The organism is Novosphingobium oxfordense, assembly GCF_044029435.1.
In the GTDB taxonomy this organism is placed as follows: domain Bacteria; phylum Pseudomonadota; class Alphaproteobacteria; order Sphingomonadales; family Sphingomonadaceae; genus Novosphingobium.
In genome coordinates this window covers 696,136-723,114 of record NZ_CP147005.1, presented here as the reverse complement: position 1 = coordinate 723,114, position 26,979 = coordinate 696,136, and the positions used below count along the sequence as shown (strand labels likewise).

General features: G+C 65.2%; 24 protein-coding genes. 9 read left to right on the top strand and 15 right to left on the bottom strand.

What is annotated here, in order from left to right:
• Nucleotides 1-6: 6 nt before the first annotated feature.
• Entirely contained in the window at nt 7-3,609 is a 3,603-nt protein-coding gene (gene dnaE / locus WBP07_RS03220) for a DNA polymerase III subunit alpha (protein ID WP_395394243.1), read from the bottom strand.
• 858 nt (nt 3,610-4,467) lie between these two features.
• Here dnaE and WBP07_RS03215 point away from each other — a divergent pair.
• Nucleotides 4,468-4,701, top strand: coding sequence for an RcnB family protein (locus tag WBP07_RS03215; RefSeq protein ID WP_395394242.1), 234 nt, complete (start codon nt 4,468-4,470; stop codon nt 4,699-4,701).
• A 67-nt stretch (nt 4,702-4,768) separates the two neighbouring features.
• Here WBP07_RS03215 and WBP07_RS03210 read toward each other — a convergent pair whose 3' ends face one another.
• The 4 genes from WBP07_RS03210 to WBP07_RS03195 form a co-directional block, all read right to left on the bottom strand.
• On the bottom strand, nt 4,769-5,260 hold the full coding sequence (locus tag WBP07_RS03210; protein WP_395394241.1) for a glutathione peroxidase: 492 nt from the start codon (nt 5,258-5,260) through the stop codon (nt 4,769-4,771).
• A gap of 10 nt (nt 5,261-5,270) precedes the next feature.
• Nucleotides 5,271-5,555: a hypothetical protein gene (locus tag WBP07_RS03205; RefSeq protein ID WP_395394240.1), complete on the bottom strand. Its 285-nt coding sequence runs from the start codon at nt 5,553-5,555 to the stop codon at nt 5,271-5,273.
• A gap of 143 nt (nt 5,556-5,698) precedes the next feature.
• Nucleotides 5,699-6,373: an ABC transporter ATP-binding protein gene (locus tag WBP07_RS03200; protein WP_395394239.1), complete on the bottom strand. Its 675-nt coding sequence runs from the start codon at nt 6,371-6,373 to the stop codon at nt 5,699-5,701.
• Nucleotides 6,366-7,607: a lipoprotein-releasing ABC transporter permease subunit gene (locus WBP07_RS03195; protein ID WP_395394238.1), complete on the bottom strand. Its 1,242-nt coding sequence runs from the start codon at nt 7,605-7,607 to the stop codon at nt 6,366-6,368. Before WBP07_RS03195 ends, WBP07_RS03200 begins: the two co-directional genes overlap by 8 nt.
• A gap of 348 nt (nt 7,608-7,955) precedes the next feature.
• Here WBP07_RS03195 and purF point away from each other — a divergent pair, with 348 nt between their 5' ends.
• The 4 genes from purF to WBP07_RS03175 all read left to right on the top strand — a co-directional run bounded on the left by purF (nt 7,956) and on the right by WBP07_RS03175 (nt 10,891).
• Nucleotides 7,956-9,404, top strand: coding sequence for an amidophosphoribosyltransferase (gene purF / locus WBP07_RS03190; RefSeq protein ID WP_395394237.1), 1,449 nt, complete (start codon nt 7,956-7,958; stop codon nt 9,402-9,404).
• Entirely contained in the window at nt 9,401-10,132 is a 732-nt protein-coding gene (locus WBP07_RS03185; RefSeq protein ID WP_395394236.1) for an SDR family NAD(P)-dependent oxidoreductase, read from the top strand. The genes purF and WBP07_RS03185 overlap by 4 nt, the downstream gene beginning before the upstream one ends.
• 80 nt (nt 10,133-10,212) lie before the next feature.
• Nucleotides 10,213-10,566 (top strand): PilZ domain-containing protein, encoded by a 354-nt coding sequence (locus WBP07_RS03180; protein ID WP_395394234.1) that lies wholly within the window; start codon nt 10,213-10,215, stop codon nt 10,564-10,566.
• 145 nt (nt 10,567-10,711) lie between these two features.
• Nucleotides 10,712-10,891 carry a hypothetical protein gene (locus WBP07_RS03175; protein WP_395394233.1) on the top strand — a complete coding sequence of 60 codons (180 nt, stop codon included), beginning with the start codon at nt 10,712-10,714 and terminating at the stop codon, nt 10,889-10,891.
• A gap of 90 nt (nt 10,892-10,981) precedes the next feature.
• Here WBP07_RS03175 and WBP07_RS03170 read toward each other — a convergent pair whose 3' ends face one another.
• The 3 genes from WBP07_RS03170 to WBP07_RS03160 all read right to left on the bottom strand — a co-directional run bounded on the left by WBP07_RS03170 (nt 10,982) and on the right by WBP07_RS03160 (nt 14,407).
• Nucleotides 10,982-11,581 (bottom strand): hypothetical protein, encoded by a 600-nt coding sequence (locus WBP07_RS03170; RefSeq protein ID WP_395394231.1) that lies wholly within the window; start codon nt 11,579-11,581, stop codon nt 10,982-10,984.
• Nucleotides 11,582-11,673: 92 nt separating this feature from the next.
• A complete protein-coding gene (locus WBP07_RS03165) occupies nt 11,674-12,978 on the bottom strand; it encodes a class I SAM-dependent methyltransferase (protein ID WP_395394230.1) in 1,305 nt (434 codons plus the stop codon).
• Nucleotides 12,979-13,027: 49 nt separating this feature from the next.
• Nucleotides 13,028-14,407, bottom strand: coding sequence for a cryptochrome/photolyase family protein (locus tag WBP07_RS03160; protein WP_395395710.1), 1,380 nt, complete (start codon nt 14,405-14,407; stop codon nt 13,028-13,030).
• Between the two features lie 50 nt (nt 14,408-14,457).
• Here WBP07_RS03160 and WBP07_RS03155 point away from each other — a divergent pair, with 50 nt between their 5' ends.
• Nucleotides 14,458-15,165, top strand: a complete 708-nt coding sequence (locus WBP07_RS03155; RefSeq protein WP_395394229.1) for a phosphatase PAP2 family protein — start codon at nt 14,458-14,460, stop codon at nt 15,163-15,165.
• Here WBP07_RS03155 and WBP07_RS03150 read toward each other — a convergent pair.
• The 3 genes from WBP07_RS03150 to WBP07_RS03140 form a co-directional block, all read right to left on the bottom strand.
• Nucleotides 15,134-16,111, bottom strand: a complete 978-nt coding sequence (locus WBP07_RS03150; protein ID WP_395394228.1) for a metal-dependent hydrolase — start codon at nt 16,109-16,111, stop codon at nt 15,134-15,136. The genes WBP07_RS03155 and WBP07_RS03150 overlap by 32 nt on opposite strands.
• A 277-nt stretch (nt 16,112-16,388) precedes the next feature.
• Nucleotides 16,389-17,417 carry a 2-oxoacid:ferredoxin oxidoreductase subunit beta gene (locus WBP07_RS03145; RefSeq protein WP_395394227.1) on the bottom strand — a complete coding sequence of 343 codons (1,029 nt, stop codon included), beginning with the start codon at nt 17,415-17,417 and terminating at the stop codon, nt 16,389-16,391.
• A gap of 39 nt (nt 17,418-17,456) precedes the next feature.
• Nucleotides 17,457-19,439 carry a 2-oxoacid:acceptor oxidoreductase subunit alpha gene (locus WBP07_RS03140; RefSeq protein ID WP_395394225.1) on the bottom strand — a complete coding sequence of 661 codons (1,983 nt, stop codon included), beginning with the start codon at nt 19,437-19,439 and terminating at the stop codon, nt 17,457-17,459.
• A 280-nt stretch (nt 19,440-19,719) separates the two neighbouring features.
• Here WBP07_RS03140 and WBP07_RS03135 point away from each other — a divergent pair, with 280 nt between their 5' ends.
• Complete coding sequence (locus WBP07_RS03135; RefSeq protein ID WP_395394224.1) at nt 19,720-20,202, top strand: RNA pyrophosphohydrolase; 483 nt, start codon at nt 19,720-19,722, stop codon at nt 20,200-20,202.
• A 54-nt stretch (nt 20,203-20,256) separates the two neighbouring features.
• On the opposite strand, the gene WBP07_RS03130 is transcribed toward WBP07_RS03135, so the two are convergent.
• The 4 genes from WBP07_RS03130 to WBP07_RS03115 form a co-directional block, all read right to left on the bottom strand.
• Nucleotides 20,257-20,799: a tetratricopeptide repeat protein gene (locus WBP07_RS03130; protein ID WP_395394223.1), complete on the bottom strand. Its 543-nt coding sequence runs from the start codon at nt 20,797-20,799 to the stop codon at nt 20,257-20,259.
• Between the two features lie 13 nt (nt 20,800-20,812).
• Nucleotides 20,813-21,985 (bottom strand): RsmB/NOP family class I SAM-dependent RNA methyltransferase, encoded by a 1,173-nt coding sequence (locus tag WBP07_RS03125; RefSeq protein WP_395394222.1) that lies wholly within the window; start codon nt 21,983-21,985, stop codon nt 20,813-20,815.
• Between the two features lie 25 nt (nt 21,986-22,010).
• Nucleotides 22,011-23,468, bottom strand: coding sequence for an IMP dehydrogenase (guaB, locus tag WBP07_RS03120; RefSeq protein WP_395394220.1), 1,458 nt, complete (start codon nt 23,466-23,468; stop codon nt 22,011-22,013).
• Between the two features lie 93 nt (nt 23,469-23,561).
• Nucleotides 23,562-25,157 carry a M28 family peptidase gene (locus WBP07_RS03115; RefSeq protein ID WP_395394219.1) on the bottom strand — a complete coding sequence of 532 codons (1,596 nt, stop codon included), beginning with the start codon at nt 25,155-25,157 and terminating at the stop codon, nt 23,562-23,564.
• 184 nt (nt 25,158-25,341) lie between these two features.
• Here WBP07_RS03115 and WBP07_RS03110 point away from each other — a divergent pair, with 184 nt between their 5' ends.
• Together WBP07_RS03110 and WBP07_RS03105 are read left to right on the top strand one after the other, a co-directional pair.
• The gene (locus WBP07_RS03110) at nt 25,342-26,211 is read left to right on the top strand and encodes a neutral zinc metallopeptidase (protein WP_395394218.1); all 870 of its coding nucleotides are present in this window, start codon (nt 25,342-25,344) and stop codon (nt 26,209-26,211) included.
• Nucleotides 26,212-26,326: 115 nt separating this feature from the next.
• Nucleotides 26,327-26,977, top strand: a complete 651-nt coding sequence (locus WBP07_RS03105; protein WP_395394217.1) for a hypothetical protein — start codon at nt 26,327-26,329, stop codon at nt 26,975-26,977.
• The last annotated feature ends 2 nt before the right edge of the window (nt 26,978-26,979 follow it).

Sequence of the window (26,979 nt, the reverse complement as noted above, 5' to 3'; positions counted from 1 at the left end):
CCCGCGTTATGCGGCCCGCCGCAATCCCTCCGGCCCGCGACGCGCGATCAGCGAAATGTTGGACAGGCCCTCTACACTGGCAAGCTGTTCCGCGAAGTCACCGTCCAACGCAAAGTCGCGGCCGAGTCGCACTTTCTGGGTGCGACCGCCGCCGATGTGCAGCGTCGCCACCACCTCTCCGCAGCCCGCAGGCCCCGGACGCATCAGCATGGCCAATTCCTGCACCGCCTCCACTCGATCGATATCGAGCGACAGGAACATGCGCGCATCCGCCTTCACTTCCGCCAGCGGGCGGGCGCCGCGCACGGTCACACGCGGCGGTTCGTCCGCGCTGGGGCTATCTAGTTCGACGTTGAGGAGGACGCAGGCACCCTCCTTGGCCCATTTCACGAAGTTCTCCACCATGCTTTCCTCGAAGCAGGAGGCGGAGAAGTTGCCCGACTGGTCCGAGAAATCGGCCATGACGAAGTCCTTGCCGCGCTTGGTCTTTCGGCGCTGCACGTTCTCGACCATCGCCGCCATAACCGCGCCGGCACGACCTGCCCCGCTGCCGCCGGCCATCAGGCTGGAGTACGTGCGCGCGCCATTGGCCGAAGCCACCGCGCGGTATTGCTCCACCGGATGGGCGGCGAAATAGAAGCCGAAGTTCTCGCGCTCCTTGGCCATCTGGTCGATGCGGCTCCACGGCTCGGCATCGACAAGGCGCAGGCCCTGTTCGACGTGATCGTCGCCGCCGAACAGGCTGTTCTGGTCCGAGTTACGCTCTCGCGAGGAACGGTCCGCCTCGGCCAGCAGCGTATCGGCATTGGCCAGGACCTTGGCGCGATTGGGCTCCAGCCCATCGAATCCCCCCGCCGCGGCCAGGCTTTCGAGCTGGCGGCGGTTCATCGATCCGGCCGGGGCGCGGCGGAACACGTCGTCCAGACTCTCGAACTTGCCGTTGGCTTCGCGCTCGGCGACGAGCGCGTCCATCGCCTTCTCGCCCACGTTGCGAATGCCCGCCAGTGCATAGCGCACGGCGTGGCTGTCCGGCGTTTCCTCCACGCAGAATTCGGCTTCGGACATGTTGATGTCCGGCGGGGCCAGTTCGATGCCGTTGCGGCGCGCGTCGTCCACGAAGATCGCCAGCTTTTCCGACTGGTGCATGTCGAAGCACATCGATGCGGCGTAGAATTCGTGCGGGTAATGCGCCTTGAACCACGCGGTGTGGTAGGCGAGCAGTGCGTAGGCAGCGGCGTGGGACTTGTTGAAGCCGTAGCCGGCGAACTTGTCGATCAAGTCGAACAGTTCATTGGCCTTGGCCGCATCGATCCCGGAAACTTCCTTGCAGCCATCGACGAAGCGCTGGCGCTGCTTGTCCATTTCCGCCTGGACCTTCTTGCCCATCGCGCGGCGCAGAAGGTCTGCGTCACCCAGCGAATAGCCCGCCAGGATCTGCGCGGCCTGCATGACCTGTTCCTGGTAGACGAAGATCCCGTAGGTCTCGCTCAGGATGCCCGAGAGCTTGTCGTGCGGATACTCGATCGATTCGAGCCCGTTCTTGCGGCGGCCGAACAGCGGGATATTGTCCATCGGGCCCGGACGGTACAGCGAGACGAGCGCGATGATGTCGCCGAAGTTGGTAGGCTTCACTGCCGCCAGCGTGCGGCGCATTCCTTCCGATTCCAGCTGGAACACGCCGACGGTATCGCCGCGCTTCAGCAGTTCGTAGACCGCCGCGTCATCCCACGCGAGCGTGGACAGGTTGATGGTGATGCCGCGCCGTTCCAGCAGGTCGCACGCCTTCTTCAGCACCGACAGCGTCTTCAGGCCGAGGAAGTCGAACTTCACGAGGCCGGTGTCTTCCACCGACTTCATGTCGAACTGCGTCACCGGCATGTCGGAGCGCGGATCGCGGTAGAGCGGCACCAGTTGCGCCAGCGGACGGTCGCCGATGACCACGCCCGCGGCGTGGGTAGACGAGTTGCGCGGCAGGCCTTCCAGCTGCACGGCAAGGTCGACGAGGCGCTTCACCTCATGGTCGACGTCGTATTCGCGGCGGAACTCGGCGACCGGTGGATCCTTGGTCACGCCGTGCTGCTTGCGGCCGTGCAGCGCCTCGGTCAGCGTCCACGGGTCGGTCGGATGGTTGGGCACCATCTTGCAGAGCCCGTCGACCCGGCCGTAACCCATCTGGAGAATGCGGCCGCAATCGCGCAACACCGCGCGGGCCTTCATCTTACCGAAGGTGATGATCTGGGCGACGTGATCGTGCCCGTACTTGCGCTGGACGTAGCGGATCACCTCGCCGCGACGGGTTTCGCAGAAGTCGATGTCAAAGTCAGGCATCGAAACACGTTCCGGGTTCAGGAAGCGTTCGAACAGCAGGCCCAGCTTCAGCGGATCCAGGTCGGTAACGGTCAGCGCCCAGGCGACCAGCGATCCTGCGCCCGAACCACGGCCCGGGCCGACCGGAATATCGTTGTCCTTCGCCCATTTGATGAAGTCGGCAACGATCAGGAAGTAGCCGGGAAAGCCCATGCCGACGATGATCTGCACTTCGAAATCGAGGCGCTTGGCATAGTCGAGGAAATCCTCGGTAACGCCGCGCTCGGCCAGTTCGCGATAGGCAGCCTCGCGCTCCTCGCCCTGAAGGGCCATGGCGGCATCGAGCTCTTCCTCGGTCACGTCCGGCCAATAGGGCGCCAGGCGGCTGGCAAGGCCGGCGCGCGAATTGTCTGCCAGCATCCTCGCCTCGCCCTCAAGGTCGCCGGCAAGGCTGGGCAGCAGCGGCTTGCGGCGCGGCGGCATGTAAGCGCAGCGCTGCGCGACGACGAGCGTGTTGGCCAGCGCTTCGGGCAGGTCTGCGAACAGCTCCTGCATCATCTCGGCCGGCTTGACCCAGCGTTCGGATGAGGATCGCGGACGCTCCGGCGCGTCGACTTGCGTGGAGTTGGCGATACAGAGCATCGCGTCATGCGCTGGGTGGAACTTCGCCTCGGCATATTGCGCGGGGTTGGTGCCCACCAGCGGGATATCGCGTTCGTAGGCGAGTGCGATCAGGTCTTCCTCGCTCTCGTCCTCCACTTCCTCGCCCGTGCGGGTGATCTCGATATAGAGCCGGTCACCGAACAGCGATTGCAGCGTGTTGCAATAGCTCTCCGCCGCCTCCGCCTTGCCGGCTGCATAGAGCCGCGCCAGCGCGCCCTCCCCGCCGCCGGTCAGGCAGATCAGGCCGTCGGTATGGCCACGCAGGCTGTCCAGTTCGACATGGGCGTCCAGTTCCAGCGGCCGGTCGAGGTGCGCGCGGCTGACCAGATCGCACAAGTTGAGCCAGCCCGCCTCGTTCTGGGCGAACAGCGCCAGCCAGTCGATCGCGCGGTCCTGCCCTTGCGCCACCGCGCCGGGGCGGCCCACGGCCAGGAAAGTACCGACGATCGGCTGCACGCCCGCGCCCTTGCACGCCTGTGCATAGGTGGGGGCGCCATAAAGCCCGTTGCGATCGCAGATTGCGGCGGCGGGGAACTTGCGTTCCTTGGCCAGCTTGGCCGCGGCCTTGGGATCGATCGCCCCGTCCAGCATCGTGAAACTCGAAAAGATGCGCAGGGGAACGAAAGGTGCATGGGCCATCGGCCGAATTTAGGCATTGCGCCCCCACCCGATCAAGGCCCCCGCGCGATCAAAGCAGGGGCTGGGGATAAGCCGGGGGATAGGACCGCGCTGGCGCTACAACCGCCGACGGCGAACCGGACCGCAGATGGGCCAGAAAGCCTTGAAAGCGATCAGAAACAAGAGCATCGTCGGCGCCGCAACTTCATCGAGTCCGGCTTGCCCGAATTGCCGCCCCCACTTTCGGAATATCGGCCAAAGTTCCCGCAAGTCCCGTTCATGTTCCGGGCCGCGCACAATTCGTGCCCGCGCCCTTCGTCCATTTCCGTGGCCGTACTGGGAGACCTCTGAATGAAGTACGCCTATCTTGCCCTCATCCCCCTGTTGCTTGCGCCGGACGGCCTGCTGCCCGATGAATTCGCAGCGATGGCCCAGCAGCAACAGAACCGACCGGGTTCGTCGCCGAACGCCAAGCCGCCCGGCGGCGGCGGCAATGCCGCGCGCCCTCCCAGCGGGGGAGGCAACGCAACTCGTCCGCCAAGCGGAGGCGGCAATGTGCCCCATCCCCCCAGCGGCGGGGGCAACGCCACACGCCCGCCCAGTGGCGGCGGGAACGCAACGCGCCCGCCAAGCGGAGGCGGAAATGCAACCCGTCCCCCCAGCGGCGGTGGCAACGCCACACGCCCACCCAGTGGCGGCGGGAACGCAACGCGCCCGCCAAGCGGGGGCGGAAATGCGACCCGTCCCCCCAGCGGCGGCGGGAATACAACGCGGCCTCCCAGCGGAGGGAACTACCAGCGTCCGCCGAACAATGGCCGTCCGCCGGTCGTGAAGCAGCCGCATCGCCCCGGCACCGGGCGCCCCAACACATTCCGGCCGATGCATGCGCCGCCCTTCCGCTATCCGCACGGGTATTCCTATCGCCGCTGGCAGACGCGCATGATCCTGCCAGCCATCTTCCTGTCCTCGGCCTATCTGTTCCAGGATTATGCGATGATCGGCGTCGGCCCGCCGCCGGTCGGCTATTACTGGGTCCGCTATGGCCCCGATCTTCTGCTGGTGGATCGCCGCACCCGCATGGTGGTCGACGTGATCTACGGCGCCTTCTACTGACCAAACGAAACGGGGCGATGCCATGCCGGCAGCGCCCCGTTTTCATGTCCAAGAATCGGCGCGCTGTTCAGAGCAGCGCGACGATATCCTTTTCCAGCGCCTCCGGCTTATCCGTGGGCGCATAGCGGCGGACCACCTTGCCATCGCGGCCGATCAGGAACTTGGTGAAGTTCCACTTGATCGACTTGCTGCCCAGCACGCCCGGCGCTTCCGCCTTCAGCCACTGCCAAAGCGGCGGCGCATTGTCGCCATTCACCTCAACCTTGGCCATCAGCGGGAAGGAGAGGCCGAAGTTCACTTCGCAGAACTCGGCAATCTCGCCGGCATCGCCCGGTTCCTGGCCGCCGAACTGGTTGCACGGGAAAGCGACGACCTCGAAACCCTGCGCGCCGTGTTTGCGCCAGAGTTCCTCCAGCCCCTTGTACTGCGGCGTGAATCCGCACTTGCTGGCGGTGTTGACCACCAGCAGAACCTTGCCCGCCCGATCGGCAAGGCTGATGCTCTCACCATTGGGAAGGGTGGCCGTGAAGTCGGCGATCGTGCGCGGATCCTTGCTCAACCGGCGTTACTCAGGCGTCTTTGCTGGGAAAGTCGGCCCGGCGGGACAGGGCACGAATCTCGCCGATGCGGAACATACGATCACCGTCCTTCTGGATGGCGTAATCGTCCTGTTCGTTCTCCGGCAGGCTCATCACGAAATTGATGAGCGCGACCACGGTGCCGCGGCGGATCACCTTCAGGTTATGGAACAGGCCGCCCCCGTCCGCGCACTTGTGCAGTTCCGCCGAATCTTCCCAGTGGAACCGTTCCGGTCCGGAGCTTTCAGCCCGGATGGTGGACGGAATGTCGCTCATGTTCTGCGATCCTTCTGTGCGCTAGTATTCTATCGTATCTGGTATGCGAAATCACGGAATTCAACGAGAGTTCCGCTTTCGTATCGGGGATACCCACAAGAGGGATACCCCGTCGGCTGCGATAGCATCCGGGCGATAGGGAATCAGGCCAGCACGCCTTCGTGCAGGCGCACCACCCGGTCCATCGCCGAAGCCAGTCGCTCGTTGTGCGTGGCGACCAGCGCGGCACTGCCCTGCCCGCGCACCAGTTCCAAGAACTGGGCGAAGACCTTGTCTGCCGTCGCCTCGTCCAGATTGCCCGTTGGCTCGTCCGCCAGCACCAGACGCGGCCGGTTGGCCAGCGCGCGGGCAACCGCCACGCGCTGCTGTTCGCCGCCCGAAAGCTTGCTGGGCCGATGTTCCAGGCGCTGACCAAGGCCAAGCGCGCCCAGCAGTTCCTTCGCCCGCTCCTCGCACTCGCCGCGCGGCTTGCCGGTGATGAGCTGCGGCAGCACCACGTTCTCGATCGCGTTGAAATCAGGCAGCAGGTGGTGGAACTGATAGACGAAACCGATGTGATCGCGCCGCACCGCCGCACGCTGATCCTTGCCCAGCTTCGAAGCATTGATGCCGGCAATCTCGATCAAACCGCCAAAGCCGCCCTCCAGCAAGCCGATGGCCTGAAGCATGGTCGACTTGCCCGAGCCTGAAGGGCCCAGCAGCGCCACGATCTCTCCCGGCTGAACATCCAGATCGACACCGCGCAGCACGTCGATGGTGACGCCGCCCTGCTCGAAACTGCGGGTGAGGCCTTTGAGGCGGACTACAGGATCACTCATAGCGCAGCACCTGCACAGGATCGGTGCTCGCCGCCTTGTAGGCCGGATAGAGCGTGGCAAGGAAACTGAAGATCAGGGACATTACGCAGATCACCGCAACCTCGACGGGGTCGGAGCGGGAGGGCAGCTCGGTCAGGAAGCGGATCGACGGGTCCCAAAGGTTCTGGCCCGTGACGATCTCCACCGCATGGACAATCGGCTGACGGAAATAGAGGAAGATGAAGCCGATGATGACGCCGGCCACGGTGCCGAGCGCACCGATGCAGAAGCCGGTCGTCACGAAGACCTTCAGCAGCGAGCGGCGCGTGGCGCCCATCGTGCGCAGGATCGCGATGTCGCGCGTCTTCGCGCGCACCAACATGATCAGCGAGGAGAGGATGTTGAACACCGCCACCAACACGATGATCGACAGCACCACGAACATTGCCACGCGCTCCACCGCCAGCGCTTCGAATAGCGATGCGTTGATGGTCTTCCAGTCGGTGACGACCGCGCGGCCGGCGAGCTTGCGCTGAACGGGGGCGAGGATTTCACCGACGCGATCTGGGTTGGTGGTCGTCACCTCGATCATGCCCACGGTATCACCCGTCAGCAGCAGCGTCTGCGCATCGCGCATCGGCATCACCACGAAAGCATTATCATAATCGTAGACGCCAATCTCGAAGATCGCGGCCACGCGGTAGGAGATCTGACGCGGCACCGTGCCGAAGGGCGTGGCGCGGCCCTGCGGGTTGATCACCGTGATCATGTCGCCCACTTGCGCGCCCAGGTTCTGCGCCAGTTGGGTGCCGATCGCGACATTGTTGCTGTCCGGCCGCAGGTCGGCAAGGTTGCCGGTCTTCACCTTCTCCTTCAGGCGGCCGATGTCGGCGGGCGTATTGCCGCGCACCAGGATCGCCTCCACCCGGCCGTTGAAGCTGGCCAGCAGCGGCTGCTCGATCAGCGGCGATGCCCGAACGACACCTGGCGTGTCCTGAACGTCCTTGAGAACGTCCTGCCAGTTGTCCAGCCGGCCGCCATAGGCCTGGATGATCGCATGGCCGTTCAGCCCCACGATCTTGTCGAAGAGTTCGGCGCGGAAACCGTTCATGACGCTCATGACGATGACCAGCGCGGCGACGCCGAGCATGACGGCGACCAGGCTGATGCCGGCGACCAATGCGATAAAGCGCTCACCCTTGCCGGGCAGCATATAGCGCTTTGCGATGGTCCATTCGAATGGGGACAGGATCAAGCGACGGGTCCGTCTGAGATCGTAGGATAGGGCGGCATTAAGGCTATGCGAGGGGACTGGCAAGCATGACCGCTGGCGGCCTGCACGGGTGAATTCCCGTGGCTGAACAATACGTGAAGCGTTTTCGCGTTCCCTGCCCCGCCGCGAATCGTCCCGGCCGCTCCCATCGCTTTCCGGCATCGTCATCAGGCGGTCATCTTCGGCGCGCAAACGCCCAGCCTGAGGGCGCATGTCCGTGCCGTTACAAGGCGGTTGCGCTTCGTGCGCCCTTCACCCCTTGCAATTCCGGCCGATCCGATCCAAATGCGCGCCAGATATTGACGCGCCAACGGGCCGGAAAAAACACCCATGAACCTGACTCACCCCTTCCATGACGCCGACGGGGACAAGCTGCGCGAAGAGTGCGGCATCTTCGGCGTAATCGGCGCTCGTGAGGCGGCGAATATCGCCGCCGCCGGGCTTCACTCCTTGCAGCATCGCGGCCAGGAAGCGGTGGGCATCACCAGCTTCAGCGGATCGGAGTTCCACTCCTACCGCGGCCTCGGCCATGTGGCGCAGGTGTTCTCTCAGCGAGAGCTGGACACCCTGCCCGGCACCATGGCTTCCGGCCATGTGCGCTATGCCACCACCGGCGGTTCGGGCCTGCGCAACGTGCAGCCGCTGTTCGCCGATCTTGCCGACGGCGGCTTCTCGATCGCCCACAACGGCAACATTTCCAACGCGATGGCGCTGAAGCACGATCTGGTTTCGAAGGGTTCGATCTTCCAGTCGACCTCCGATACCGAGGTGATCATCCACCTCGTCGCCACCAGCCGCTATCCCACCCTGCTCGACCGTTTCGTCGATGCTCTCCGCATGGTCGAAGGCGCATACTCGCTGATCTGCATGACTGCAGAGGGCATGATCGCCTGCCGCGATCCGCTGGGCATCCGCCCGCTGGTGATGGGCCGCATCGGCGATGCCACCGTGTTTGCCTCCGAAACCGTGGCATTCGACGTGATCGGCGCCGAATTCGTCCGCTCGATCGAGCCGGGCGAGATGGTTCAGGTGGACCACAAGGGCACGATCTCCAGCCATCGCCCCTTCGGCAACCCTTCGCCGCGCCCCTGCATCTTCGAGCACGTCTACTTCAGCCGACCCGATTCGGTGATGGACGGCCGCTCGGTCTATCAGGTGCGCAAGCAGATCGGCATGGAACTGGCCAAGGAAGCGCCCGCCGCTGCCGACGTCGTCATCCCGGTTCCCGACAGCGGCGTGCCTGCCGCCATCGGCTATGCCCAGCAGTCCGGCATTCCGTTCGAACTGGGCATCATCCGTTCGCACTATGTCGGCCGCACCTTCATCCAGCCGGGTGACGCGGCCCGCCATGCGGACGTGAAGCGCAAGCACAACGCCAACCGCGCCGTCGTGGAAGGCAAGAAGATCATCCTGATCGACGATTCGATCGTGCGCGGCACCACCTCGCTCAAGATCGTCGAGATGATGCGCGATGCCGGCGCCGCCGAAGTGCACATGCGCATCGCCAGCCCGCCGACCGAGCATTCGTGCTTCTACGGCGTCGACACGCCGGAGCGTTCGAAGCTGCTGGCCGCCAACATGGACATCCAGGCCATGGCGGACTTCATCAAGGCCGACAGCCTGGCCTTCGTCTCGATCGACGGTCTCTACCGTGCGGTGGGTGAGGAAAAGCGCATCAAGAAGTGCCCGCAGTTCTGCGACGCATGCTTCTCGGGCGAATATCCGACCAAGCTGACCGACTTCACCGACCGTTTCGCCACCGAGCTGACCGCAGCGTGAGCGACGAAACCGGGGGGAAGCCCTTCGCGGGGCAGGTGGCGCTTGTCACCGGTTCCAGCCGCGGCATCGGTGCGGCCACGGCCGTGGCGCTGGCGGAAGCCGGCGCCCACGTCCTACTGACCGGGCGCGATACCAAGGCGCTGGAAGCGATCGAGGAGCAGATCTACCAGTCGGGCGGCGCGGCCACGATCGCGCCGGTAGACCTGGTGGAGCCGGACGGTATTGCCCGCCTTGCCACCGCCGTCTCGCAACGCTGGGGCAAGCTGGACATCCTGGTCGTCAACGCGGCGATCCTGCCCGAACTGACCAGCGTGGCCGATATCGACCAGCGCGCCTTCAACAAGGCGCTGACCACCAATGTTCTGGCCACGCAGGCGCTGATCGCGAACTTCGATCCGCTGCTGCGCAAGAGCGAGGACGCGCGCGTGATCGGCATGACCAGCACCGTCGCGGAAAAGCCGCGCGCGTTCTGGGGCGCCTATGCCGCCAGCAAGGCGGCCGGCGACGTGCTGCTGGAATGCTATGCGGAAGAAACGCGCAACACGTCGAAAGTGCGTGTCGCCATCGTCAATCCCGGCGCCACCCGCACCGCCATGCGCGCCCGCGCCTATCCGGGCGAGGCACCTGCCTCGGTCAAGGCCCCCGAAGTTGTGGCCGAACGGCTGGTGGCCTTGCTTGGCGAACAGTTCCCCAGCGGACATCGCGAAGCCGTTAACCAAGCCGCGTAACCTCCCGGTAACCGCGAAGGCGGCAATTTGTGCCGGACGGCGCCCATCCGCGCCGTCCAAGCCAAACGGGTACCGGTACGATGATCAAGACCGAACAGCCGCCGCAGGATCCGCCGCAGCGCTATGAGCTGGCCGCGCAGGAAGACCGCAGCGCGCCGCGCGTGCGTATTTCGATTCCCGCCAGCTTCCGCGCTTCGGGCGCGAAGGGATTCCAGACGGCCGTGCGCGACCTGTCGCTCTCCGGCTTCTCCACCACCGCGATCAGCCGCATCCATCCCGGCACTTACTGCTGGCTGACCCTGCCCGGCATGGCAGCCCTGCCCGCGCGCGTGATCTGGTGGCAGGACGGCCTTGTCGGCTGCGCCTTCGAACAGCTTCTCAGCCCGATCATCCTCGAATCCATCCTTGCCCGCTGGAGCGGCGCCGGCGGCTAAAGCGAGGATACCGCGGCGCATCGGCCGCATGTCATTCGTCCGACGTGGTGGCACGTTCGTAGAATAAGCGTCGATCTTCCCGCCTTTTGAAGAAGATACGCCTCCCAACCGAGCCGGAGCAATCCGCGCAGGATGGGAGACAGCGGTGGAGCAGCGTGAGGCCGAGGAACTGGCCCGGACCCTCGAAATGTGGGCTTCGCTAGGTCATGACACCGCAGCCGGCACAACCATGCTCCAGGCCGCCGCCGCCCTTCGCGAACAGGCCGCCCTCATCGCCTCCCTGCGCACCCGCATCCACGACGACAAGCACACGACCTGCTGTTGAAACGGCTCGCAAGCAGGTCGCCCAGGATCTCATGTATTTGCGCAAAGGCCCCGCCTGCTCGTTCCCGATCCGATCGGCGTACGCGCTTATCTAGGGCGAGGCCGGGCAGGAGTATGCCCGCAGATATGTCGCGTCCCAACAGCGGAGAAGGGAATCGAGAACCGCCAGGTTGGGCGGCCACGTGACGGCCAACGGCTTGCCGTTGCCGTCGAAGGGATGAAATTCCAGCGGCTTTGACGTTCCCGCAAGCCTGACCCGTGCGCTTTCAAGACCGGGCCGATCGCGCCGCAGGAATGCCAGAGTACCATCCACATAGATGTTCCAGGCTTCGGCCATTTCCCCGTCAGGCTTTTTCCGGGATTGGTCGAAAAGGGCAATCGCCCGTCGATAGTCGCCGGCGTTCGCCCGCATCTGGCCTTCATGCCAGGTAAGGATGGTGTCCGATTTTGCGTTCAACGTCCGCCAATCCCGGATCAGATCGGCCGCCGCAGTGAAACAGCCGTTCCTCGCCAGTTCACGCCAACCGGTCGCCCCTTGGTCAAAGGCTTGCTGATCCAGGGCAAGGAGCCTTGTCCGATCTACAGCACATCGGCTTTCGTCAGAAGCGGCTAACGCAGAGGTTGCGGGCGCGAGCATCGCGCATGCGAGCACCGCGAGCGCGGCGCGAAGGAAGCACGGTCCGGCGTTCATGCCGCCACCCTAGCCTCGTGCCACCGCTCAACCGAGTTAACGGGATGCAAGGGCGCGAGGCGGGCCGCACGCAAAAAACGGAGATCGCCGCGCTAGGCCTTCACCAGCGTCACTTGCGCCACATCGATGCCGCCGCCCAGGAACCCGCCTTCGCAATACATCAGGTAGAAGCGCCATAGGCGAACGAAGCGCTCGTCAAAACCGGGTGGCAGCCGCCCTTCCGCAACCGCCGCGTCGAAGTTCTCGCGCCAGTTGCGCAGCGTGCGGGCATAGTCCTGCCCGAAGCCCTTGCGATCTTCCCACGCCAGCCCGCGTTCCACGGCCAGGCGGCGGAACTCCGTCTCGTTGATCAGCATGCCGCCCGGGAAAATGAACGTCTGGATGAAGTCGGCGCTGCGGGCGTAGGATTCGAAAATCCCCTCGTCGATCGAGATGTACTGGATCGCTGCCCGGCCACCGGGCTTCAGATTCTGCGCCACGCAGTCAAGGAAGTCCGGCCAGTACCGACGGCCAACCGCCTCCACCATCTCCACAGAAGCGATGCCGTCGTACAGCGCGCCACCGTTCTGGGTGGCAACGTCGCGATAGTCCTGCTTGCGGAAATCGACCGAGCCGACCTGCGGCTTCCAGCGCGTACGCGCATAGGCAAGCTGTTCGTCCGACAGGCTGATGGCGTCCACGGAGACTTGCTCGCAATCGGCCAGGAAGGCGGCCAGCGTGCCCCAGCCGCACCCGATCTCCAGCACCCGTCCGCCGGGTTGAAGCCCCAGCCGCCGCCCAATGGCGACGATCTTGTTCGATTGCGCTGCGTCCAGCGGCGTAACGAATTGCGCCAACGCATTCGGACCGCTGCCCGGCCGCGCGTAGATCGCGCTGGAATAGAGCATCGTGTCGCCCAACCAGGCTTCGTAGAAATCGTTGCCCAGATCGTAGTGCGCATGGATGTTGCGCAGCGAACCGGAGCGGCTGTTGCGGCGCAGCCAGTGGATCATGCGCGTCACCAGCCGCCACGGCCCCCGCGCGCGGCCGGCATCGCCAAGGCTGCGGGCATTATCCATGAACAGCGCGAACAGCGGAACCGGATCGGGGCTGTCCCACTCGCCCGCATCCCACGCCTGATACCAGCCGACCGAGCCTGACGTCGCCAGCCGCAGCAGCGCGCGCCAGCTTTTCAGTTCCACTACGGCATTGAAACCGGGCTCTCGCCCGCCCAGAATACGCGTCTCTCCCGAGGGTAATGTCGCCTCTATCGAACCGCGCCCCAGCCCGGCATCGATACGGTCGAGAATCTTCGTAACGCCGCCCGACCACAACTTGGCAAGCCATTGCGGGCCGACGCCAATGGCGCGGCCGCCGTCCACCAGTTCTTCACCTCTCCCGGATGCATGCGCGTTCATGATTTCGGATATGATACCGAATTCGGCCAAGGGCAATTGCCTATACTGCCTAGTTGTTTGTCTTAATCCCCTGCCACGCAGCCAAGGCCCGTTCGCGCCCGTCGCGATGCTCCACCAGCTTCGCTGGATAGGCCTTGGGGCGGACGGACGGCGCGGGATCATGGATGTCCTCGTCTGACAAGTCGGCCAGTTCGGGCACCCATTCGCGGATATAGGCGGCAGCGTCGAACTTCTCGGACTGGCTGAGCGGCGCCATGATGCGCACGAACATCTGCGCATCCACGCCGGAGCCCGCGCTCCACTGCCAGTTCACGCTGTTGGAGCCATAATCGGCATCGACCAGCGTGTCCCAGAACCACTGCTCCCCCTCGCTCCAGTCGATCAGCAGATGCTTGATCAGGAAGCTGGCGGCGATCATCCGCACGCGGTTGTGCATCCAGCCGGTGTGCCAGAGCTGGCGCATCCCGGCATCGACGATGGGATAGCCGGTCATCCCGCGCTGCCACGCCTTGAGGTCCGTCTCAGCCCCCTTTCCCGTGCGCCAGTGGAGATGCGCGAAATCCTCCTTGGCGGAGCGGCTGCCATAGTCGGGCAGCATCAGGATCACGTTCTGCGCATAGTCGCGCCAGCCCAGCTCTCCCAGAAACGTGCCGACCGAGCCCCCGGCATCGGCCACGGCGTGCCAGGCCTGCGCGGGCGAGATCTCGCCGAAATGGAGGTGGGGGGAGAGGAACGAGGTACCGTCGACCGAAGGCAGGTTGCGTTGCGCCTCATAGCGGGCGGCTTCCTCGACGAAGGCGTGCAGCCGCTTCTTCGCGCCCTCTTCCCCCGGCTGCCACATGTCGCGCATGCCGCCTGCCCAGTCGGGCCTGGTGGGCAGGAGGTTCCAGTCCTCCAGCCGGTCGGACTTCGGCCACTTCGCCGGCGCGTCGATCTTCTGCGGTCGGCGCAAGGGATCGTGCGGGGGCATCCGATCGTTCAGCGACCGCCAGAACGGCGTGTAGATGCGATAGGGATTGCCCGATCCATTCAGCACCGATCCCGGCGGGGCGAGGTAATTGCCGTGGTGCAGGTGCAGGTCCACCACCTTGGCCACCGCCTTCTCCGCATTGCGCCACCACGGTTCGTAGTGGTGCAGCGCGTGGACCTCCCGCGCGCCGGTCTCGCTGGCCAGATCGGCCAGCACATCCTCGCACTTGCCCCGGCGCAGGATCAAGCGGGAGCCCTTTTCACGCAGCGCCTCGTCCAGACTGGCGAGCGAATGGTGCAGCCACCAGCGGGAGGCACCGCCCATGCGGCGGTGTTTCGGGGTGTCGTCGTCCAGCACATAGACCGGAATCACCGGTCCTTTGCTTGCGGCCTCGACAATGGCAGGCTGGTCGGACAAACGCAGATCGCGTCGCAGCCAGACGATGACAGGAGTATGCATGGTGCCGGAACGCGTATCGATCATGGCCGTTCCCTAACCGCATGAGCCCTTTGCCCAAAACCCCAATCCTGTCTCGCCACCGCATCGATCCGCGCAAGGCCGCGATCGTCGCCTGCCTGTGCTGGACGGGCTTCGCGTTCTTCACCTGGGCGGTGCCGACCGGCCATACGCAGTATATCGACCGGATCGGCCTGCTGTTCTGGCGCGCGGGCGACTTGCGACCGCTCGGCCCGGTAAAGCTGCTGGAATGGGTGCGCGATCTTACCGCATTGGGCGGATCGCTCCTCATCACATCGTTTACGACGATGGCGGTCGTCGCGCTGTTCTGGCTGAAGTGCCGACGCGAAGCCGTGCTGCTGGCACTGACCGTGCTGACCGGCAGTGTGGTCAACACCCTGCTGAAGGCGCTGTTCGGCCGCCCTCGCCCCGAAATCGTGCCCCACCTGACCGAAGCGGGCGGCGCCAGCTTTCCCAGCGGGCACAGCTTCAATTCGGCATCGACCTATATCGCCCTCGCCCTCGCCTTCGCAGCGCTCAGCCCGCGCGCTGGGGTTCGGCACACGCTGATCGCGGCGGCTATCGTGTTGAGCATGATGATCGCGTGGAGCAGGGTCTGGTTGGGTGTCCATTGGCCCAGCGACGTGATGGCGGGCTGGCTGGGCGGCGCGGCCTGGGCCTTCACTGCCAGCGCCCTGCTCTATCGCCCGGCGCAACGCGTGGCGGCGATCACCCGCCCGGACAGCCCGGAACAGCCGTAGGCACATCCACCCCCACGTTGAAGTTGCGGCGCACGGCGGGCCCGGTGAAGCGCGCGTCGCCGAAAGTCACGCGGGCCGTGCAGCCGTGCCGCTCTATCCGCGCCATCGGCAATTGCGACCAGGCCAGGAACTTCGCCGCCTCTGGCGTCGCCTTGGCGGCAGCTACGACCAGCGGATCAGCCATATTGTCCGCCACCGGCGCACCGCTTTCGATCAGTTTCGTGAGGCTACGCAAAGGATCGTAGCGACCGAACGTGACCTGCCCCTGCTGCCGCCAGATGACGTCCCGACGCCAGAATGCCAGTGGCTCGGGAGAGGCGAAGATGCGATCGGGTGCGGCATGGGGTTCTCCCACCGAGGGCGCGCGCCATGCGAGCACGGAAAGGCCGATGTTCAGCGCGATGAAGGCGGCCACTCCGGCCAATGCCGCCAGCGCGGGACCGCCTGCTCCGGCGTGACCTTGTTTCGCCCGGCGACGGCTCAGCCAGATTCCCGCGCCCAGCATCGCGAGCAGCCAGGGCGAGAGGATGAACAATCCGTCGGTATGGAACCAGTCCCCGCTCATCGGTGAGAGCAACTGGATGGCATAGACGTTCTGCAAGTCGAGCAGCGGATGCGTGACCGCGCCCAGATAGCAGAGTGCCACCAGCCAGCCGAAGTGCATTGGCAAGCCGCTGCGGAACACCGCTCCGCGTCGCACTTGCCAACGGTCGATCAGCCAGAGCAGCCCGGCCAGCAGCGGCGGCATCAGCAGCACGCCGCCGACCAGTCCATGCGTGAAGCCGCGATGCATCGCCAGCGGCGCCCATGGCGACCAGCCGAAGAACACATCGATATCGGGCATGTTGGCCGCCATCACACAGGCCGCCAGCCCCTTGCGCGTGCGCCGCTTCAGCCCGGTTGCGCCGAGTGCCCAGCCGACCAGACTGTGGGTAAGATTATCCATAGGAAGCAGTGTCTTGCATCGATGGCAGGAGAGCGGAAGCGATTATCGGTGCGAGGAGTAATATCCACGCAATGCGCACCGCTCGATTGCCTCGGAGAAAAACACTATCAAGCGCCCCAAACACCTCGTCGCCCCCGCGAAGGCGGGGCCCCGCTAGCTCTTGCCGCGCCCGCAAAGAAAAGCGGGGTCCCCGCCTTCGCGGGGATGACGGGTTTGGCGGCGTTGAGCCTGGATCGGCCACGTTTGGATTAGGGGTGCTGGACGAAACGCCCCCAACTCACCCTGCCGGCGTCGCCTCCACTACCCAGGTCTGGCCCTTGCCCAGCAGCTTGCCGAGGTCTGCGGTCTTGCCCGCGATCAGCTTCGCGCGCTCCTCAATCACGGCGCTTTCGAAAGTCGGCGCGGGATCGTCGTAGATCACGCCCAGCGCCATCGGAAACGGACCGAACGGCATTTCCACCAGCATATGCGCCAACCCCCGGTTGCGCACGTTGTGCACCGCCACGCCCGCCGCCTGCCAATCGCCATCCACGACATCGACCACCTTCAGCGAAAGCGTGTCCAGATCGAGCGCCAGACCCTTGGTATCCTTGGCAAATAGCAAAGGTGCGCCGTCACGCAGCATGATCTGATTGTCCGCCGCCACCGCCTTGGCAGTGAAGTCGTCGAAGCGGTCCTTGTTGTAGACGATGCAGTTCTGGAAGATCTCGATGAACGCCGCGCCCCGGTGTTCATAGGCGGCCTTCAGCACATCCGGCAGGTCCTTCGACACGTCATATCCGCGCGCCACGAACCGGGCGCCCGCCCCCAGTGCGAAAGCGCAAGGCAAGGCCGGGCGGTCCACCGATCCCACCGGCGAGGTGGGCGAACTGGTGCCGACCCGGCTGGTCGGCGAATACTGGCCTTTCGTCAGGCCATAGATCTCATTGTTGAACAGCAGGATCTGGCAATCGAGATTGCGGCGCAGCACATGCATCGTGTGGTTGCCGCCGATCGACATGCCGTCGCCGTCGCCCGTCACCAGCCAGACGTCCAGATCGGGATTGGCCAGCTTGATCCCGGTGGCGAAGGCCGGAGCGCGGCCGTGGATCGTATGGAAGCCATAGCTTTCGACGTAATAGGGGAAGCGGCTGGAACAGCCGATGCCCGATACGAACACGGTGTTCTTCGGATCGGCGCCGACCATCGGCAGAGTGCGCTGCACTGCCTTCAGGATCGCGTAGTCTCCGCAGCCGGGGCACCAGCGGACTTCCTGATCGGTTTCCCAGTCCTTCAATGTCGTCTGGATCGGGGTCATGTCGTTCATGAACTGCTTCTCCCGTTAAACCTGCAAGTGCGGCTCCGTTTAGGGCTGCTCCACTTCCGGTGCGGGCAGTTGGGTTTCGTTTACCGCAACCTCTCCGCCCTCATTGTCGGCAATGCCATCGAAGAATTTGCCGATCGCCACTTCCAATTCGGCGATGGCGAAAGGCTGGCCGCTGGTCTTCGCCAAGGGCACCGCATCGATCAGGAACTGGTCGCGAAGCACGGTCTTGAACTGGCCGGTGTTCATCTCCGGCACCAGCACGTTGTCGAAGCCTGCCAGCAGTTCGCCCAAGTTGGCCGGCAGCGGCCAGACGTGGCGGACGTGGACATGGCTGACGTCCAGCCCCCGCTTACGCGCGCGCCGCACCGCCTGATGGATCGGCCCAAAGGTCGATCCCCAGCCGACGACAACAAGCTTTCCGCTCGCGTTGCCAAGGCAGACCTCCTGCGCCGGGATGGTCTGCGCCACGCCGTCGATCTTGGCCTTGCGGGCATCGGTCTGCTGCTGGTGGACATCGGGAGCGTAATCGATGTTGCCGGTATCAAGCGCCTTCTCGATCCCGCCGATGCGGTGCATCAGGCCGGGCGTACCGGGCTTGATCCACGGGCGCACACCGCGCTCGTCGCGCTTGTAGGGTAGCACTTTGCCTTCGGGATCGTTGCTTTCTTCCAGGAATTGCGCGGGAAACGGCGCGAACGTCGCCGGATCGGGCACTTTCCACGGCTCCGACGCATTGCCGATATAGCCATCCGTCAGCAGGATCACCGGCGTCATGTACTGCGTGGCGATGCGGCACGCCTCTATCGCGCATTCGAACGCGTCCGCCGGGGACCGCGCGGCGACCACCGGCAGCGGCGCATCGCCATTGCGGCCATAGACCGCCTGATAGAGATCCGACTGCTCGGTCTTGGTCGGCAGCCCGGTGGACGGGCCGCCGCGCTGCGAATTGACGATGACCAGCGGCAGTTCGGTCATGATCGCCAGCCCCATCGCCTCTCCCTTCAGGGCAAGGCCGGGACCGGACGAGGATGTGACGCCAAGCTGCCCGGCGTAGCTGGCGCCGATGGCGGCGCAGATCGCGGCAATCTCGTCCTCCGCCTGGAAAGTGGTGACGCCGAACTCCTTCATCTTCACCAGATTGTGCAGCACGGCCGATGCCGGCGTGATCGGATAGCCGCCGAAGAACATCGACAGCCCGGCCAGTTGCGCACCCGCGACCAGCCCCAACGAGATCGCCTCCGCCCCGGTGATCGTGCGATAAAGGCCGGGCTCGGACGGCACCGGATCGATATGCAGCTTGCGCAGCGGGCCGGCCAGTTCCGCCGTCTCGCCATAGGCATGCCCGGCATTGAGCGCGGCCACGTTGGCCTCTGCCAGTACCGGGTTCTTGGCGAACTTGGCGTTCAGCCAGTCCACCAGCGGCTGCCGGTCCCGGTCGAACATCCAGAGCGCCAGCCCCAGCGTCCACATGTTCTTGCAGCGCAGCGATTCCTTATTGCCAAGGCCGAAGGGCTTCACCGCCTCCAGCGTCAGCGCGGAAATGTCGAAGGCCAGAACGTCCCACTTGGCAAGGCTGCCGTCCTCCACCGGATCGGTTTCGTACTTCGCCTTTTCAAGGTTGCGCTTGTTGAATTCGCCCGTGTCGATGATGACGAGGCCGCCGGGCTTCAGCGCATGGATATTGGTCTTCAGCGCGGCCGGGTTCATCGCCACCAGCACGTCCGGCGCGTCGCCTGCGGTGGTAATCTCGCTGGAGCCGAAATTGATCTGGAAGGCGGATACGCCGAACAGCGTGCCCTGCGGCGCGCGGATCTCGGCCGGGAAATCGGGGAATGTGGCCAGGTCGTTTCCGGCCAGCGCGGTGGACAGGGTGAACTGCCCGCCGGTCAGCTGCATGCCGTCACCCGAATCGCCCGCAAAGCGAACGACGACGGCTTCTACCGGGTGATCCTGTTCAGATGCGCCCTGATGCGGCGCTCGCGAGTTAGGTGAGCCTTGATCCGACAACACTGTCGCCATCATCGTCCTCCTCCGGGAGTACCGTTCTGATGCCGGCCGATTTGTCTCCCGCGTCCCAGACTATGCCTGCTTAGTATCCGTGCAAAACAGAAAAACTCTCAAGTGGGAAATCCCGAGCCTGCCCGTTTCGTTCCCGGAAGGGTTACCGGGGATGGAACCATAAATCGCGCTGGCTTTGCGCGTGGGCTTGGGCCATTGTGCCGGCCATGCGCTCCGAACCAGCGATCCATAAGCAGATCTCCGCGACGAGCCTCCTTCTGACAATCTGGATACCTTTCCGACGATGAACGATTTCGCGTCCCTGCCTTACCGCCCCTGTGTCGGAGTCATGCTGGTCAATTCCGACGGCAAGGTCTTCGTCGGCAAGCGAATCGACACCAAGGAAGGCGACTGGTGGCAGATGCCGCAAGGCGGCGTAGACGATGGCGAAGACCTGAAGGACGCCGCGCTGCGCGAGCTTTGGGAAGAAACCGGCGTGACCGAACAGAACGTCACGGTGCTGTCCCGCACGCGTGAGGAACTGCTGTACGACCTGCCGGACGAGCTGATCGGAAAGCTGTGGAAGGGCAAGTATCGCGGCCAGCGCCAGACCTGGTTCCTGCTGCGCTTCGAAGGCAGCGACGAGGCTGTCGATCTGGAAGCCCACAAGCCGGCCGAATTCAACGACTGGAAGTGGGTTGAGGCCGAACTGCTGCCCGACCTGATCGTGCCGTTCAAGAAGCGCGTCTACCGTGCCGTGCTGGAAGAGTTCCGCGCGCTGATCTGAATCGCGCAGCTTGGCGGGAGCGGCCTGATCGACAGGCGCTCCCGCTCAAAACCTTCAGTTTTCCGAGACCACCGGCTTGGGCGCAACCGCGTCGGCGCTGACCATGCGCGGTGCGCCGACCTTGGAGATTTCCGCCGCAAGCTGCTGGGTTTCCGTGCAATCCTTGCCGCACAGCGTCTGCAGGCGTGCCAGATTGCGGCCGGCCTTGTCGGTCGCGCCCTTTTCGGCGAGCGCGATGCCTTCGCCGGCGATCGCTTCCAGATTGCGCGGATCCGACGTCAGCGCCACGCGGTAATAGTGCAGCGCCTTGCCCTGAAGGCCCTGGCGGCGCGTGGCATCTGCCAGCGCGAGAAGAACGGTCACATTGCCGGGCGCTACCGTCAGCGCCGCTTCATAGGCATCGATAGCGGCATTGACGTTGCCGGACGCAACGGCGGCGCGGCCTTCGCTCAGCAGAGTGCCCGCACGCGGGTCGATCGCGGCAGCGGGCTGCGAGAAAATGGCGCTGGATGAAACGGCGACAACGAGAGAAAGGGCAATGGCAACAGGCGTGTAACGCATCAACAGGTCCTTGGCCGAGGGCTTCGTCCTCATCATGACGCCGACGCTATCACAGCCGGTGGAAGCGCGCGACGAAAAAGCCGTCTGTCCCGCCGTGCCACGGCGAAAGACGAAGCCCTTCCCCGCGCGGCGTTCCGGCCGGCAGCACCGGCATTTCGGCGCGCCAATCGGCGTGGCGGCGCAGGAAGCCGACAGCCTGATCGGCGCCTTCCTCGTCCAGCAGCGAACAGGTGACGAAGACCAACCGCCCGCCCGGCCGCACCAGTTCGGCGGCCACGTCCAGCAGGCGCGACTGGATCGCGGCATAGCGGGCAAGCTGTGCCTCGGTCAGCCGCCAGCGCGCTTCGGGATTGCGGCGCCAGGTGCCGGTGCCCGAACACGGTGCGTCGACCAGCACGGCATCGGCCGCACCGGCAAAGCGCTGGAGCGCCTGCATTTCCTTATTCGGATTGAGCAGCACCGTCTCGATCCCGGTCGCCCCGGCCCGTTCGGCACGCGGCGCAAGGCGTGAGAGGCGCGTGCGGTCCGCATCGGCGGCGATCAGCGTGCCGGTGTTTTCCATCGCGGCGGCCAGCGCGAGGGTCTTGCCCCCTGCCCCGGCGCACAGGTCGATCACCGTCTCACCCGGCTGCGCGGCCACGACTTCGCAGGTCAGTTGCGATCCGGTGTCCTGCACTTCGATCGCGCCCTGGAGATAGGCTTCGGACTGTTCGATGCGGGTTTCGGGCGGATAGCGCCAGCCGTGCACAGCCACCGAACGCTCCCCGCCTTCCGGCATGTCGAGCGGCCCGGCCTTGAGTGTGTTGACGCGAATGTCGAGCGGCGCGCGGTCCAGCAGAGTCGTAGCGTCGGCTTCGGAAACCCCGCTGGCGGCAAAGCGATCGACCAGCCAGTGCGGCGCGATGCCGGCTTCGGCCACCGGTTCACCGGCAACGATGATCGCCGGTGCATGGCCCGATCCATCGAACAGCGCCGACAGCTCCGGATCGTCCGTCGCGACGCGCAGCATCGCCGCGCGCCCGGTTTCCGGCACTTCACCGCAGGCGCGGATCGCGCGGTAGGTCAGTTCGCGGACCGCGCGGCGGTCCTTGCTGCCGGCAAAGCGGCGCGTGCGGAACCAGTCCGAAATCAGCCGGTCGGCAGGCGCACCATTGGCGCGCGCCGCCGCGATCACGAGGTCCAGAACCTCGATCGCCGCCTGAACGCGCGCGCCCGGTGTCATGCTTCCCGCCCCGTTCTTGCCGGAATCAGCGCGAGGGGTAGTTCGGCGCCTCACGCGTGATGGTCACGTCATGGACGTGGCTCTCACGCAGGCCGGCATTGGTGATGCGAACGAACTGCGCACCCTTGCGCAGATCTTCGACCGTGGCCGAACCGGTGTAGCCCATCGCCGCCTTAATGCCGCCGACGAGCTGGTGGATGACGTCCTTGGCCGGGCCCTTGTAGGCCACCTGGCCTTCGATGCCTTCGGGAACCAGCTTCATCTGGTCCTTGATGTCGCCCTGGAAGTAGCGGTCGGCCGAACCACGGCCCATCGCGCCTACCGAACCCATGCCGCGGTACGACTTGTAGGCGCGGCCCTGGTAGAGGAACGTCTCACCCGGCGCTTCCTCGGTGCCCGCCAGCATCGAGCCGACCATGATGGTCGATGCGCCGGCGGCCAGCGCCTTGGCAGCGTCGCCCGAAGTGCGCAGACCGCCATCGGCGATCACCGGCACGCCAGACTTGTCGGCCTCTTCGGCGGCATCCATGATCGCGGTCAGCTGCGGCACGCCGACACCGGCGACGATGCGCGTGGTGCAGATCGAGCCCGGCCCGATGCCCACCTTCACGCAGTCCGCACCCGCGTCGATCAGCGCACGCGCTGCTTCGGCGGTGGCGATGTTGCCGGCGATGACCTGCGCCGAGTTCGACAGCTTCTTCACGCGCTCAACCGCGAGCGCCACGTCCTTGTTATGGCCGTGGGCAGTGTCGATCACGACGACGTCGCACTCGGCGGCCAGCAGCGCTTCGGTGCGGGCAAAGCCCTTGTCACCCACGGTGGTGGCGGCGGCGACGCGCAGGCGGCCGGCGGCGTCCTTGGTCGCGTCCGGATAGGTGACGGCCTTCTCGATGTCCTTGACGGTGATCAGGCCGACGCAGCGGAAGTCGTTATCGACCACCAGCAACTTTTCGATACGGCGGGCGTGCAGCAGGCGGCGCGCCTCGTCCTGATCGACGCCCAGCTTCACCGTGGCGAGGTTCTCGTGCGTCATCAGTTCGCGCACCGGCTGTGCCGGGTTGGCGGCGAAGCGCACGTCGCGGTTGGTCAGTATGCCGACCAGCTTGCCCGTAGCCTCAACCACCGGGATGCCGCTGATGCGGTTGGCCAGCATGATCGCCTGTGCCTCTCCCAGCGTGGCGTCGGGCGAAATCGTGATCGGGTTGACCACCATGCCGCTCTCAAACCGCTTCACGGCGCGGACCGCGGCGCACTGTTCCTCGATCGTGAGATTGCGGTGCAGGACGCCGATGCCGCCCAGCTGGGCCATGACGATCGCCATGTCCGCTTCGGTCACGGTGTCCATGGCCGAGGAGATGACCGGGATGTTGAGGGAAATGTCGCGCGTAAGGCGCGTGCGGGTATCGGCCTGGGTGGGGACGATATCGGACTTGGCGGGACGCAGGAGTACGTCGTCGAAAGTAAGTCCGAGGGGAATGTCCATGTGCGCCACCATTATCTTGTCGGGGGAGAATCGTGGCGGCTCATGTAATCAAAGGGTGGCGCCAGTGCTAGCCCCCATTTTGCCTGCCAGGCCTCATTTTCCCGTGGGCGGAACGGGGCTGGATGCGGGCGTGGGGGCTGGTGCCGGCGTGCCCTTCGGCATGCTGCTCACGGCGCTTGCCGGAACCTTGCGCAGATCGCCGAACCAGCGGCCAAGTGCCGAAAGAAGCTTAACATCGTCCACCGCGCCGCCCAGTTCCAGCGGGTGCGCCATGTGCACCAGATCGTCGCTGGGCCGGTGATAGTCGCTATCGAAGAAGGCGCGCATCCGCGTCATGTCGCCATAGGCAGTGGACACCAGAACGGCCGGAATGTCGTGCTGCGCCAGTGCCCAGCCGTCCTGCCGGCGCACGTAATCGTTCGCCTCGTCGCTGTTGACCACCTTGAATTTCTCGGACTTGGCAACCTTCACGATCGTGGCGTCCAGCCCGGTCATTCCGCGCCCGACGATGGCGAACGGCGTGCCGTGCGGGGCAATGGCGTTCGAATCGATGTTGAAGGCCGCCACGATCTGGCGCAGCGGCAGCGGAGGATTCTCCGCAAAGGCATGGGCGCCGAGCAGCCCCAGCTCCTCACCCGTGGTGGCCAGGAAATAGACGTCGCGGTCCAGCTGCGGCCCGCGCGACAAGCGGCGCGCCACTTCGGTGAGCGAGGCGACGCCGCTGGCATTGTCTATCGCGCCGTTGCAGATCACGTCCTCTGCCGGCGGGGCGCCGCACTCGCCGAAATGGTCCCAATGCGCCAGGAACAGCACCGCGCCGGTATCCGGGCGGCGGCCGGGCAGCTTGCCGATCAGGTTATGCGTGCGGATCGTGGTTTCGCGCGTGGTCGCCTCCATCGAGGCGGTCAGATCCAGCGGGACCGGCGCGAAATCGGGCTTTTCGGCCAGCTTCTCCAGCCCCAGCAGCGTCTGGCCGGTGCCTTTCAGCAGGACCGTCATAGCCTCTCGGGTAATGAAGGCTTCCAGATCGCCGCCCAGCGAATCGTTGGACAGCGCATAGCCCGAGCGCTTGCGCCGCGCCGCCACCTGATCGAGGCTGCGGTCGCCATCCAGCACTGTCAACACGGCAGAGGCGCCCATCTCCAGCAGATCGTTCTGCCGCTGGCTGTCCGGTGTGTTTCCATCCAGCACCACCGCAACCCGGCCGGCCAGTTCGGTGCGCGAATAGTCACGCCCGCGCCCCTTGCCCACGAACAGCAGCGGCACGCTGCGCACCAGGCTGCGCTTACCGGAGGTGAGCACCAGGATGTCCTTGGGCGTGACCAGGCGGCCGCCCTTGCGCTGGAACTGCGCGGAAGATGCCGCCGGCTCGCGCGCGACAAGCATGACCGGAGCGAACCATTCATGACCGGGATCGTTGGTGCCGGAGGTCAGACCGATGTCGAACCACTGCTTGCCCAGATAGCGCAGCGTCTTCGCCTCGCCATCGGTGCCGGGTTCGCGGCCGTCGAAATCGTCGCTGGCCAGAACCGCGATCTGGGCGCGAAGGCGGCTGGCGATGTCCTGATCCGCGCGGGATGTCGACGCAGAATGAGCAATACCGGCGCCAAGGAGCGCAGCCAGCGAAGCCGCGCCCAAAGCCACCGCTCCGACCGTTCGGCCCATGCTCGCCTTGAAACCCCTGTTCATCGTTCCGCACCCTATACGCGCGAATTGCACCTGCGGTTAACGAATCTCACCCAGCCATCGGAAGCGATGCGATTTTTCTGGCCAGCGTGCCAAAGGAACCACAGCGCGCCTTTTCGATTGAACAGAACCGGGCCGCGCGATTAGGCTTCGGCCTGAGGGATCTGACAGAAGGGACAGCGGACGGATGCGGCTCGACAGGTTCAACCCCGACAACATCCGCGTAACCCAGGGCGGCAGCCGCTTTCCCGGCGGCGGCGGCGGCAAGCTGGGCTGCGGCACGCTGGTCATCGTGCTGATCGGCATGTTCGTCTTCGGCGTCGACCCGCAGCAGATGCTGGGCACGATCGAGAACGTGCAGCAGCAGGTGCCGCAGCAAGGGGCCCCTGCCCAGCCCGGCGAAACGCAGGATCCGGCGAAGATTTGCGGCCAGAACGAATATGCGCTGGAAGCCTGCAACGCGCTCAGTTCGCTGAACCAGACGTGGGAACCGCTGTTCAAGCAGGCCAACATCACTTTCGACCAGCCCGAACTGCACTTCTACAACGGCACCGACCGTTCTGGCTGCGGCGCGGCGCAGGCGGCGATGGGGCCGTTCTACTGCCCCGCCGACCAGGGCATCTACATCGATACCAGCTTCTATGACGAACTGGATCGCAAGCTGGGCGCCAAGGGCGATTTCGCGCGCTACTACGTCGTCGCGCATGAATACGGCCACCATGTCCAGCACTTGCTGGGCCTCGATTCCAAGGTCCGGCAGGCGCAGCAGCAGAACCCGTCGCAGGCCAATGCCCTGCAAGTGCGCATGGAGCTTCAGGCGGATTGCTATGCGGGCGTCTGGGCCGGCAAGCACAAGGACCGGATCGAGCCGGGCGACATGGAGGAAGGCATGACCGCCGCCAGCGCCATCGGCGACGATACGCTGATGAAGAACGCCGGCCAGCGCGTCAGCCCGGAAAGCTTCACGCACGGCTCCAGCGCCCAGCGCATGAAATGGCTGAAGCGCGGTCTGGACACCGGGAACGAGGACGCGTGCGATACGTTCACCGACCTGTAAGCATCAGTAATTCGGGCGGGTGCGACCGTTCGGCTGCCATCCATGCGACGATCTTCGCATGACCACTTGAGGCACGCCTGCACGCTCGTGCGCACTCCGCATTCAGGAGACGATCATGCGCCACGTATGGACTGCCGCCGTCTTGACCGCCCTGCTGGCTGGTCCTCTGATCACCTCCCCAGCCGTCGCCAAGCAGCGCCCGATCACCCATTCGGAACCCGATGCGGTGGACATCGCCAAGACGCCGGCAACCGACCTCAATCTCGACAAGACCAAGATCCCGCCCCTTCTGCAGGCCGCGACGCGGGAGCCCTATACGCTGGTTGGCATCAAGACTTGCGCCCAGATCTCTTCCGCCGTGCTGGCGCTGGACGATGTGCTGGGGCCGGATGCCGATCTGCCATCCGATCCGGGCGGCTCGATCAGCACCGGGCGCGTCGCCAAATGGGCGGTCGGCTCGCTGATCCCCTTCCGCGGCCTGATTCGCGAGATATCCGGAGCGAACGCGCAGGACCGTGCCGTACTCGCCGCGATCCGCGCAGGCGTTGCCCGCCGCTCCTTCCTGAAGGGTGTGGGCCACGTCAAGGGCTGCAAGTATCCCGCCTCTCCGGCGACGCCCGCGATCATCAAGGCCCATCTGCAAAGCCAGGAAAAGGACCGGAAGCGCGACGGCAAGCAGGATGATCGCACGACGGCGGACGACACCAAGCGGGACGGCAGTACCGTCCCCACCACCTCTACCCCCGTCGTACAGAAAGTGCCCTGAAC